General features: G+C 63.7%; 12 protein-coding genes. 7 read left to right on the forward strand and 5 right to left on the reverse strand.

Features of this window, described 5'->3' with window-relative positions; all coding sequences use genetic code 11:
- Window positions 1–4: 4 nt before the first annotated feature.
- The 7 genes from urtA to JQ573_RS08530 all read left to right on the forward strand — a co-directional run bounded on the left by urtA (window position 5) and on the right by JQ573_RS08530 (window position 6645).
- Window positions 5–1267 carry an urea ABC transporter substrate-binding protein gene (gene urtA / locus JQ573_RS08500; RefSeq protein ID WP_050400067.1) on the forward strand — a complete coding sequence of 421 codons (1263 nt, stop codon included), beginning with the start codon at window positions 5–7 and terminating at the stop codon, window positions 1265–1267.
- Window positions 1268–1388: 121 nt separating this feature from the next.
- The gene (gene urtB, locus JQ573_RS08505) at window positions 1389–2315 is read left to right on the forward strand and encodes an urea ABC transporter permease subunit UrtB (RefSeq protein WP_092125363.1); all 927 of its coding nucleotides are present in this window, start codon (window positions 1389–1391) and stop codon (window positions 2313–2315) included.
- Window positions 2316–2332: 17 nt separating this feature from the next.
- Window positions 2333–3469 carry an urea ABC transporter permease subunit UrtC gene (gene urtC / locus JQ573_RS08510; protein ID WP_212310881.1) on the forward strand — a complete coding sequence of 379 codons (1137 nt, stop codon included), beginning with the start codon at window positions 2333–2335 and terminating at the stop codon, window positions 3467–3469.
- 12 nt (window positions 3470–3481) lie between these two features.
- Window positions 3482–4237: an urea ABC transporter ATP-binding protein UrtD gene (gene urtD / locus JQ573_RS08515; RefSeq protein ID WP_212310880.1), complete on the forward strand. Its 756-nt coding sequence runs from the start codon at window positions 3482–3484 to the stop codon at window positions 4235–4237.
- Window positions 4238–4248: 11 nt separating this feature from the next.
- Window positions 4249–4938 (forward strand): urea ABC transporter ATP-binding subunit UrtE, encoded by a 690-nt coding sequence (urtE, locus tag JQ573_RS08520; RefSeq protein WP_212310879.1) that lies wholly within the window; start codon window positions 4249–4251, stop codon window positions 4936–4938.
- 25 nt (window positions 4939–4963) lie between these two features.
- Window positions 4964–6193 (forward strand): formamidase, encoded by a 1230-nt coding sequence (fmdA, locus tag JQ573_RS08525; RefSeq protein WP_173641970.1) that lies wholly within the window; start codon window positions 4964–4966, stop codon window positions 6191–6193.
- A gap of 101 nt (window positions 6194–6294) precedes the next feature.
- Window positions 6295–6645 (forward strand): zinc ribbon domain-containing protein, encoded by a 351-nt coding sequence (locus tag JQ573_RS08530; protein ID WP_212310878.1) that lies wholly within the window; start codon window positions 6295–6297, stop codon window positions 6643–6645.
- Between the two features lie 14 nt (window positions 6646–6659).
- Here JQ573_RS08530 and JQ573_RS08535 read toward each other — a convergent pair whose 3' ends face one another.
- The 5 genes from JQ573_RS08535 to JQ573_RS08555 form a co-directional block, all read right to left on the reverse strand.
- Window positions 6660–7445: an ABC transporter ATP-binding protein gene (locus tag JQ573_RS08535; protein ID WP_212310877.1), complete on the reverse strand. Its 786-nt coding sequence runs from the start codon at window positions 7443–7445 to the stop codon at window positions 6660–6662.
- A complete protein-coding gene (locus JQ573_RS08540) occupies window positions 7442–8215 on the reverse strand; it encodes an ABC transporter permease (protein ID WP_212310876.1) in 774 nt (257 codons plus the stop codon). Before JQ573_RS08540 ends, JQ573_RS08535 begins: the two co-directional genes overlap by 4 nt.
- 79 nt (window positions 8216–8294) lie before the next feature.
- Window positions 8295–9239: an ABC transporter substrate-binding protein gene (locus tag JQ573_RS08545; protein WP_212310875.1), complete on the reverse strand. Its 945-nt coding sequence runs from the start codon at window positions 9237–9239 to the stop codon at window positions 8295–8297.
- Between the two features lie 144 nt (window positions 9240–9383).
- Window positions 9384–10127, reverse strand: a complete 744-nt coding sequence (gene hutC, locus JQ573_RS08550) for a histidine utilization repressor (RefSeq protein ID WP_212310874.1) — start codon at window positions 10125–10127, stop codon at window positions 9384–9386.
- Window positions 10124–11482, reverse strand: coding sequence for a formimidoylglutamate deiminase (locus JQ573_RS08555; protein ID WP_212310873.1), 1359 nt, complete (start codon window positions 11480–11482; stop codon window positions 10124–10126). The genes hutC and JQ573_RS08555 overlap by 4 nt, the downstream gene beginning before the upstream one ends.
- Between the last annotated feature and the right edge of the window lie 36 nt (window positions 11483–11518).

Below are 11518 nucleotides of genomic sequence, written 5' to 3' on the forward strand. Positions count from 1 at the left end.
GCTCATGTCAGACGAAACCAAACCAGGCCTGAAGTCTCCGCTCCGCCGCAAGCTCTTGATGGGAATGGCGGCTTTGCCGGCTGTTTCGATGCTGGGGCGTCCCGCTTTTGCCGACGTTCCTGCAACCTCCGCGGTCAACACCACGGGTCTTGCAGTCACCGATAGCGAAGTCACGGTCGGTATCCTGCATTCGGTGACCGGCACTATGGCGATCTCCGAGACCGGATCGGTCGAGGCCGAGAAGCTCGCGATCGAGCAGATCAACGCCGCCGGCGGCGTGCTCGGCCGCAAGATCAAGTTCATCCAGGAAGACGGTGCGAGCGACTGGCCGACCTTCGCGGAAAAGGCGAAGAAGCTCCTGGTCAACGACAAATGCGCGGCCGTGATGGGCTGCTGGACCTCGGCCTCGCGTAAGGCGGTGCTGCCGGTGTTCGAGCAGTACAACGGCATGCTGTACTACCCGACCTTCTACGAAGGCCTCGAGCAGTCCAAGAATGTGATCTACACGGGGCAGGAGGCGACGCAGCAGATCATCGCCGGCCTCGACTGGGTCAACAAGACCAAGGGCGCCAAGAGCTTCTATCTGCTCGGCTCGGACTACATCTGGCCGCGCACCTCGAACAAGATCGCGCGCAAGCACATCGAGAACCATCTGCAGGGCTGCAAGGTCGTCGGCGAGGAATACTTCCCGCTTGGCTCGACCCAGTTCAACTCGGTGATCAACAAGATCAAGCTGACCAAGCCGGACGTGATCTACGCGATCATCGTCGGCGGCTCGAACGTCGCGTTCTACAAGCAGCTCAAGGCGGCCGGCATCGACCTGTCGAAGCAGACGCTGCTGACGATCTCGGTCACCGAAGACGAGATCGACGGCATCGGCGGCGAGAACATCGCCGGCGCCTATGCCTGCATGAAATACTTCCAGTCGCTCGACAATCCGAACAACAAGGCCTTCGTGCCCGCGTTCAAGAAGATGTGGGGCGAGAAGACCGTGATCGGCGACGTGACGCAGGCCGCCTATCTCGGTCCGTGGCTGTGGAAGTTGACGGTGGAGAAGGCGGGCTCCTTCGACATCGACAAGATCGCTGCGGCTTCCCCCGGTGTCGAATTCAAGGGCGCGCCGGAAGGCTATGTCCGGATCCACGAGAACCATCATCTGTGGTCGAAGACCCGCGTCGGACGTGCCAAGGCCGACGGCCAGTATGAGCTGATCTACGAGACCGCCGATCTGGTCGAGCCGGATCCGTTCCCCAAGGGCTACCAGTGAGTTCTAGCGCTTAAAGCGCAACCTCACTTCAACGCGTCGCGGCGTGGACGTCATCGTCCACGCCACGGAACGAGCGTCGCTTGACCGGCGGCGCGTGCCCTTTGGAATGACGGAGGACCAGATGTTCGGCGACTATTCGATCAGCGATCTCGGCGCCATCCTTGCGATGCAGGGATTTGCCGGGCTCATCCTGTTCTCCGTCTATGTGCTGATGGCGCTGGGGCTTGCCATCATCTTCGGCCAGATGGGCGTCATCAACATGGCCCATGGCGAGTTCATGATCCTGGGCGCCTACGTCACCTGGATGACGTCGAACGCCGTGCAGCACGTCGCGCCCTGGCTGTTCCCCGGTTACTTCTTCATCGCGATGATCCTGGCGTTCATCGCCTCCGGCGCGCTCGGCATGCTGGTCGAATGGGCGCTGATACGCCATCTCTACAAGCGCCCGCTCGATACGCTGCTGGCGACCTGGGGGCTCAGCCTGATCCTGCAACAGGCCTATCGCTCGATCTTCGGCGCGCGCGAGGTCGGCGTCGAATTGCCGGAATGGATGATGGGTTCCTGGCAGGCGACCGACTCGATCCAGATCCCGATCAACGGCATGTTCGTGATGGCGCTGACCATGCTGATCACGATCGCGGTCGCCTACGTGCTGTTCTGGTCGAGCTGGGGCAAGCAGGTGCGCGCCGTGGTGCAGAACCGCGTGATGGCAGGCGCCGTCGGCATCAATACCGAGAAGGTCGATCGCTACACCTTTGGCTTGGGTTGCGGCATCGCCGGCATTGCGGGCTCGGCCTTCACCATGATCGGCTCGACCGGGCCGACCGCCGGCCAGCTCTACATCGTCGACACCTTCTTGGTCGTCGTGTTCGGCGGCGCCGCTTCGCTGTTCGGCACCATCGCCTCCGCCTTCTCGATCTCGCAGACCCAATCGACGCTGGAATTCTTCCTGTCGGGATCGATGGCCAAGGTGATCACGCTCTTGACCATCGTCGCGATCCTGATGGTGCGTCCGCAGGGGCTCTTCGCGCTCAAGGTCCGCAAATAAGAACAAGCAGGCAGGTCATGGTCATCAACTCGCGCTTTTTCAATCGCTCCGAACTGCTCGGCTTCCTTGCGCTCGCGGTGCTGTTGCTTCTCATCCTGCCGCTGTCGCTGGATATCTTCCGCCTCAATTTGGTCGCCAAATACCTGACCTACGCCTTCGTCGGCATCGGCCTCGTGTTGTGCTGGGGCTATGGCGGCATCCTGAGCCTGGGGCAGGGCGTGTTCTTCGGTCTCGGCGGCTACTGCATGGCGATGTACCTCAAGCTCGAGGCGTCCTCGGTCGCGAACACCAAGATCCAGTCGACGCCGGGCATCCCGGACTTCATGGATTGGAACCAGATCACGCAGCTTCCGCTGTTCTGGAAACCGTTCCACAGTTTTCCGGTCACGGTGCTGGCGATCCTGCTGGTTCCTGCGTTGTTCGCGCTGATCATCGGCGCTGCGATGTTCAAGCGCCGGGTCGGCGGCGTGTACTTTGCGATCATCACGCAAGCGATCGCGGCGATTCTCACCATTCTGATCGTGGGGCAGCAGGGCTACACCGGCGGCATCAATGGCATCACCGACTTGCGCACGCTGCACGGCTGGGACATCCGCACCGATCACGCCAAGTTCATTCTGTATTTCGTCGAGGTTGTGCTGCTGTTCGGATGCATCGTTACCGCGCAATTCATCCGGCTGACAAAACTCGGGCGCATCCTGGTGGCGATGAGAGAGCAGGAGGATCGCGTGCGCTTCTCCGGTTACAGCGTCGCCAACTTCAAGATCTTCGCGTTCTGTGCCGCGGCGGTGTTCGCGGCGATCGGCGGCGCCATGTTCACGCTCGAGGTCGGCTTCATGTCGCCGTCCTTCGTCGGCATCGTGCCGTCGATCGAGATGGTGATCTACACCGCGGTCGGCGGCCGGATGTCGATCTTCGGTGCGGTTTGGGGCGCGCTGCTGGTCAATTTCGCCAAAACCAGCCTCTCGGAGTCCTTCCCGCAGCTCTGGCTGTTCGGCCTCGGCGCGCTGTTCATCGCGGTGGTGCTGACCTTCCCGAACGGGCTCGCCGGTGTCTGGGCGGACCATATCCAGCCGGGCATCGATCGGCTGTTCGCATCACGCAAATCGAAATCGGCGGCCGGCCTGGTCGCCGACGGCGCACCGGCCGAGTGAGGAGGGACCATCATGCTCGTCGGCCATCAGCCCAAGGATTTCCTGCTCGCGGTCTCCGGACTCACCGTGTCCTTTGACGGCTTCAAGGCGGTGAACGATCTCTCCTTCTATGTCGAGGAGAACGAGATCCGCGTCATCATCGGCCCGAACGGCGCCGGCAAGACCACCGTGCTCGACCTGATCTGCGGCAAGACAAGGGCCACGTCAGGCTCGATCCAGTTCCGCGGCCAGGAGCTGACGAGATTGCGCGAGAACGAGATCGTGCAGGCCGGCGTCGGCCGCAAGTTCCAGACGCCGTCGGTGTTCGAGGACCTCACCGTGTTCGAGAACCTCGAAATCTCCTACCCGCGCGGCCGCACCGTGTTCGGCTCGCTGACCTTCCAGCGAGATGAAGCCGTCAAGCAGCGGGTCGAGGAGGTCGCCGAGATGATCTTCCTGAAGGACCGCCTCAGCACCTATGCCGACCAGCTCAGCCATGGCCAGAAGCAGTGGCTCGAGATCGGCATGCTGCTGATCCAGGACCCGGACCTCTTGATGCTCGACGAGCCGGTGGCCGGCATGAGCGTCTCCGAACGCGCCAAGACCGCCGAGCTGCTCAACCGCATCATCAAGGACCGCTCGGTGCTGGTGATCGAGCACGACATGAAGTTTGTCGAGGACATCGCGCACAAGGTCACTGTGCTGCATCAGGGCCAGATCCTCTCCGAGGGGACGATGGAGCACGTCAAGAACGATCCTAAGGTGATCGAAGTTTACCTGGGTCATTAAGGAGCGCGTCGATGCTGGCAATCAATGATCTTCACGTCGCCTACGGCCAGAGCGAGGTGCTGCACGGCCTCAACGTCTCCGTCGCGCCCAACGAGATCGTCGCGATCATGGGCCGCAACGGCATGGGCAAGACCACGCTGATGAAGTCTCTGATGGGCATCCTGCCGGCCAAGAGCGGCAAGGTGACCATGGACGGCATCGAGCTCGGCGCGATGAAGAGCTACGAGCGGGTGGCGAAGGGGCTCGCCTACGTGCCGCAGGGCCGCATGATCTTCTCCACCATGACGGTGAAGGAGAACATCGAGACCGGGCTCGTGGTGTCAGGCGGCTCCGAGGTGCCCGGCGACATCTATGAGCTGTTCCCGGTGTTGCTCGAAATGAAGGGCCGCCGCGGCGGCAATCTCTCGGGCGGACAGCAGCAGCAGCTCGCGATTGCCCGCGCGCTGGCGACCAAGCCGAAGGTGTTGCTGCTCGACGAGCCGACCGAAGGCATCCAGCCGTCGATCATCAAGGACATGGCGCGCACCCTGAAACGGATCCGCGACGAGCGGGGGCTGTCGATCGTCGTCTCCGAGCAGGTCCTGAGCTTCGCGCTCGACATCGCCGACCGCGTGCTCGTCATCGAGAACGGCGAGATCGTCCGCGACGATCCGCGCGCCAGCGTCGATGCCGCACAGATCTCGAAATATCTGTCCGTCTAACCAGTAAACGAAGGGGAGCATCTCGATGCCTGATACACTGATCAAGGTCGATCTCAGCAAGTCGGCCTATGAAAACGACAAGATTCACAACCGCTGGCATCCGGAGGTTCCGATCGTCGAGTGGGTCAGCCCGGGCGACGACTTCATCATCGAGACCGTCGACTGGACCGGCGGCTTCATCAAGAACAACGATTCCGCCGATGACGTGCGCGACATCGATCTGTCGATCGTGCACTTCCTGTCCGGTCCGATCGGCGTCAAGGGCGCCGAGCCTGGCGATCTCCTCGTCGTCGACCTGCTCGACGTCGGTCCCTTGAAGGAGAGCCTGTGGGGCTTCAACGGCTTCTTCTCCAAGCAGAATGGCGGCGGCTTCCTCACCGACCATTTCCCGCTCGCGCAGAAGTCGATCTGGGACATCAAGGGCCTCTACACCTCGTCGCGTCACATCCCCGGCGTCAACTTCGCCGGCCTGATCCATCCCGGCCTGATCGGCTGTCTGCCCGACGCCAAGATGCTGGCGGCCTGGAACAAGCGCGAAGCCGAGCTGATCGCGACCAACCCGACCCGCGTGCCGGGCCTCGCCAATCCGCCGTTCGCGCCGACCGCGCATGCCGGCCAGGCCAAGGGTGACGTCAAGGCCAAGATCGGTCTTGAGGGCGCCCGTACCGTGCCGCCGCGTGAGCATGGCGGCAACTGCGACATCAAGGATCTGTCGCGCGGATCGAAGATCTACTTCCCGGTCTATGTGCCGGGCGGCGGGCTCTCGATGGGCGATTTGCATTTCAGCCAGGGCGACGGCGAGATCACCTTCTGCGGCGCCATCGAGATGGCCGGCTGGCTGCACATCAAGGTCGACATCATCAAGGACGGCGTATCGAAGTACGGCATCAAGAACCCCGTGTTCAAGCCGTCGCCGATCACGCCGAACTACAAGGACTATCTGATCTTCGAGGGCATCTCGGTCGACGAGGCGGGCAAGCAGCACTACCTCGACGTCCACATCGCCTATCGCCAGGCCTGCCTGAACGCGATCGAGTATCTGAAGAAGTTCGGCTATTCCGGCGCCCAGGCCTATTCGATCCTCGGCACCGCGCCGTGCCAGGGCCACATCTCCGGCGTCGTCGACGTGCCGAACGCCTGTGCCACGCTGTGGCTACCGACCGAGATCTTCGACTTCGACGTCATGCCGTCGTCGGCCGGACCGATCAAGCACATCAAGGGCGACGTGCAGATGCCGATTTCGCCCGACAAGTGATCCTTCAAGTGATCCCTGCGCGACGGGTGCGGGACGGCTGCGTATTGGCCGCCCCGCATCCATCGCCGGATGTCACACACGACTGCGCAAGGATTAAGGAAATGCCGATCTACGAATATCTCTGCAACGATTGCGGCCCGTTCACCGACATGCGGCCGATGGCGGAATGCGACCTGCCGCGGGACTGTCCGCAATGCGAGACGACGTCGCCGCGCGTGATCCTGACCGCACCGGCGTTCTTTTGCATGCCGTCGGACAAGCGCAAGGCGCATGCCACCAACGAGCAGAGCCGGCACGCGCCGAAGACGCTCGATCAGTACAAGGCCGCGCACGGCCCGGGCTGCGGCTGCTGCTCCACGACGGGGAAGAAGAAGCCGGCGCGGCTGATGACCAAGACGAGGAGCGGCGCCAAGGGTTTTCCGACCGCGCGTCCCTGGATGATCAGCCACTGACGGGGCGCTGATCGTCAGGCCTGTTCGGCGACCTTCAAGGCCTCGGTGCGGATCTCCTCGACCAGCCGCTCCTTCAGGGCGACGAATTCGGGCGTGGTCTTGATCTTGTAGGAGCGGGGATGTGGCAGATCGACCGCGATCTCGGCCTTGATGCGGCCGGGACGCGCGCTCATCACGATTACGCGGCTGCCGAGGAAGATCGCCTCCTCGATATCGTGGGTGACGAACAGCACCGTCTTCTGGTCGCGCTCCCAGATCCCGAGCAGCATCTCCTGCATCAATGCCCGGGTCTGGTTGTCGAGCGCACCGAACGGCTCGTCGAGCAGCAGGATCTTCGGATCATTGGCCAGCGCGCGGGCGATCGCAGTGCGTTGCTGCATGCCGCCCGACAACTGCTTGGGCCAGTGATTCTCGAAGCCGGATAGCCCGACCCGGCGGATGAAGGCGTCGGCAATGTCATGGCGCCCTTGTTGCGGAACGCCGCGCTCGCGCAGGCCGAAGGCGATGTTCTCCCGCACGGTCAGCCACGGAAACAGGGTGTAGGACTGAAACACCATGCCGCGATCGGCGCCGGGGCCGGTGACTTCGCGGCCGTCGAGCGTGACGTGCCCGCTGGTCGGCCGGTCGAGCCCGGCGATGATCCGGAGCAGGGTGGACTTTCCGCAGCCGGAGGGGCCGAGGATGGTGACGAAGTCATTGTCGCCGACATCGAGCGTGGTCGGCTCGAGCGCGCGGGTCGGCGCGTTGCCCGCGCGGGCCGGGAAGATTCGCGAGACCTGTTCGATCCTGAGCGCGGTCATGCGAGCTTCCATGGGAACAGCCAGGCGTTGAACGCCTTGAACAGGAAATCGGAGATCAGGCCGATCAGCCCGATGACGATGATGCCGAAGATGATCTGCCCGGTGTTGAGCAGCGCCTGGCTGTCGGTGATCATGTGCCCGATACCGGACGATGAGCCGATCAGCTCGGCCACGATGACGTAAGTCCAGGCCCAGCCGAGCACCAGCCTCAGGATCTCGGCGATCTCGGGCGCCGCGGAGGGCAGTAGCACGCGGCGGATGACGCCGCTGTCGCGGGCGCCGAGCGTATACGCAGCCTCGACCAGGTCCCGCCGTGTGGCGCCGACCGTCACGGCCACCATCAGGATGATCTGGAACACCGCGCCGATGAAGATCACGAGCAGCTTTTGTAATTCGCCGATGCCGGCCCACAGGATCAACAACGGGATGAAGGCGGATGCCGGCAGATAGCGCGCAAAGGAGACGAAGGGTTCGAGAAAGGCCTCGACCGGCTTGTAGGCCCCCATCAGCACGCCGATCGGCACCGCGATGACGGCGGCAAGGGCAAAGCCGCCGATGACGCGCCAGATCGTCATTCCGATGTCGAACAGGAAGCCTTGCTTGGCGAGCAGCTCATAGCCTTCCTGCACCATGGTGAGCGGGTTGGCGAGGAATGTCTTGGATACATGGCCGCCGAACGTCGCCCAGGACCAGAGGGCGACGAACAGCACGAAGAAGGCGAGGCCGTAGACCACGCGCTGCTTCGATGTTGTGGGCTCAAGGGGACGCATCAAATTTGTCCAGGCGTATCTCATGCGCCAGTCCCGCCCGGCTTGTCGCGAGGCGGGACTGGCCGAAATGATGGCTGCGTTACTTGACGAAGCTGGCGTCGTAGATGTCTTCAACCTTCGGCGCGGCCTTGATGATGCCGACCTCGAGCAGCAGCTCGGCGGCATCCTTGTTGAAGGTGAGGAAGTCGCCGGCGAAGAATTTCTGGTTGGCGGCCTTGTCCTGCCAGCGCAGGTACTTTGCCGAGTTGCCGAACTGCTCGCCGGACTGCTTCACGTCCGCGCCCATGATCTCATAAGCCTTGGCCTGATCCTTGGCGATCATGTCGATCGCCTCGAAATAGCTGTCGGCCAGCGCCTGGGCTGCCTTCGGATTGTCGGTCAGGAATTTCGGTGTGCAGCCGAACGTGTCCATCACGATCGGATAGTCGAGCGTGGTGGCGATGATCTTGCCCTTGTCGGGCGCGGCGCGCACGGTCGACAGATAAGGCTCGTAGGTCATCGCGGCGTCGTTCTGGCCGGAGACGAAAGCCTGCGCCGCGGCGGCGGGCTCCAAATTGACCACGGTGACGTCCTTCACCGTGAGGCCGTTCTTCTTCAGCATCCAGGCCAGCGCGAAGTAGGGCGAGGTGCCCGGCGCCGATGCCGCGACGGTCTTGCCCTTGAGGTCCTTGATCGCGGCGACGTCGTTGCGCACAGCCATACCGTCGGCGCCATAACTCTTGTCGAGCTGGAAGATCTGCTTGGTCGCGACGCCGTTGGCGTTCCAGGAGATCCAGGTCTCGACCGTCGTCGCCGCGCACTGGATGTCGCCCGAAGCGATCGCGAGATGGCGGTCCTTCTGCGGGATCTTCTTCAAGGTCACGTCGAGGCCGTTCTTCTTGAAGATGCCGGCTTCCTTGGCGAGCGTCAGCGGCGCGAAGCCGGTCCATCCGGAGATGCCGACGCCGACCTTGACGTCATCCGCGAACGCGGCGGTGGACGCGAGCAAAGCTGCGATTGCGGGCAATAGCTTGAAGGAACGCATGATTGTCGACCTCTTGGACGATGGATTGAACCCTGTTGATGTCTTCACGTCAGCGATGTCTTCACGTTGCGGCGGATAGCCGCACGGAAACGTCGGTGGATGGTGGCCCATGATGCATTGCATGAAATATGCCGCGCAAGCCGTTCAGCCTCCCTTGAAGCGAGCCACCAAGCGGTGCGTGTCGCCTGGATAGTGCAGCCGCACCGCCGTCACCGTGCGCGCGCTGCGCCAGGTATAGCGGTCGATCACGAGGCAGGGCGCGCCGACCGCGATGTCGAGCGCCTTCGCTGTGCGATCGTCCGCGACAACCGCGCTGATCGTATGTTCAGCCTCGGTCCACGGCACGTGATGCAGCAGCCATGATCCCGGGGGTTCGCGTGCAAAATCCGCCGTCGCGGCCTCCGGAACCGTGGAGAGATCGATCAGCCTGTCTTCAACCGCAAACGGCACATTGTCGGCGCTGTGTCGGCAGGCGATCGCGATCACCTTACCGGCCGTGCTCATGCCGAGCCGGGCACGATCGGCAGCGGTCGCGGTGCGCCGCCGGCAATCGATCAGCTGATAGCCGTAGCTGCGGCCGAGCGCCGTGATCTCGGCGCGCATGTCGGCAATCTTGAGCACCGCCGACAGATGCTGCGGACGGCGTACGAATGAGCCGGCCCGCCGGCGCCGCTCGATCAAGTCGGCCTGCGCCAGCTCCGACAACGCCTTGTTCACCGTCATGCGCGAGCAGCGATAGCGCGCCATCAATTGGTGCTCGTAGGGGATACGGTGGCCCGGCGGCCATTCGCCGGTCAGGATGCGGGTCTCGATATCGAGCCTGATCCGCTTGTAGAGCGTCGGCTTGACGGCTGCGGCAGGGCGGGCCCGGTCGGAGGCGAGGCTCATGCGGCAAGCCTCCGGACGCTCGCATTGAACCGCTCGCGCGCCTTGTCGCGCAGCCGGTGCCGTCCGCCCGCGACCACCTTGTCGCCGCCGGCCCAGACGCAGTCGATCGCATCGCTTCCGGACGCAAACAACCAGCCGTCGAGAACGGCATCACCCGACCGTCCCGCCAGGGATGGGTGCGCGGTATCGAGGCTGACGATGTCGGCGCGGGCGCCGGGAACCAGCCCAGCTTTGGTTTGTGCCAGCGCTTGCGCGCCGCCCGCGAGCGCGTGGTCGAACAGGGTACGGCCGGTGGATGCACCCGGGCGTCCGGAGAGCACATTGCGCTCGCGGTGCTTCAGCCGCTGGCCGTATTCGAGTTGACGAAGCTCGTCGGCGACCCCGACCAGCACATTGGAATCCGTTCCGATGCCGAACCGGCCGCCCGCGGCAAGGAATTCGCGGGTCGAAAAGATGCCGTCGCCGAGGCTTGCTTCGGTCACCGGGCAGAGGCCTGCAACGGCGCCGCTGCCGGCGAGCGCAGCGACTTCCCTTTCCGTCATGTGGGTTGCGTGAATCAGGCACCAGCGACGATCGACGGGCGCATGTTCGAGCAGCCATTGCACCGGCCGCTGCCCCGACCAGGCCATACAGTCCTCCACCTCGCGCACCTGTTCGGCGGCGTGGATGTGGATCGGGTCGGTGCCGGCAAGCGGAATGATCGCCGCGAGCTCATCGGGCGCCACTGCGCGCAGGCTGTGCGGGGCGATGCCGATGTTCGCGCCAGGCAGTTTTCGGATTGCCTCGCGCGAGGCAGCCGTCAGCGTGGCGAACTGATCGACCGAGCAGATGAAGCGATGCTGCCCGGCATGCGGCGCTGCGCCGCCGAACGTGCCGTGGGCATAAAAGCTCGGCAGCAGGGTGAGTCCGATGCCGGACGCCTCAGTCGCCTGCGCGATGCGCACGGCCATCTCGGCCGGATTGGCGTAAGGCGAGCCGTCCCGATCATGATGGAGATAGTGGAATTCGCCGACCCGGGTAAAGCCGCGCTCGAGCATCTCGACATAGAGCAGGGTCGCAACGGCCGCGACGTCGTCCGGCGTCATCGTCAGCGCAAAGCGATACATCGTCTCGCGCCAGGTCCAGAACGTGTCGGTCGTATCGCCGCGCAGTTCGGCAAGGCCGGCCATGCCGCGCTGAAACGCGTGGCTGTGCAGGCTCGCCAATCCCGGAACGGCCAATTGGTGACGTTCATCGCCGGCGGCGGGGGGCACGCCTGCCGTCACCGAGGCGATCGCGCCGTCGGTGACCACGATTTGCACGTCATTGGCCCAGCCCGAGGGCAGCAGCGCGAATGCGAAATGCAGTCGTGTCATTTTTCCATGCCGGCTGGACAGAACCCGGACACGATT

The sequence above is a fragment of the Bradyrhizobium sp. AUGA SZCCT0105 genome (assembly GCF_018129565.1).
Taxonomy (GTDB): domain Bacteria; phylum Pseudomonadota; class Alphaproteobacteria; order Rhizobiales; family Xanthobacteraceae; genus Bradyrhizobium.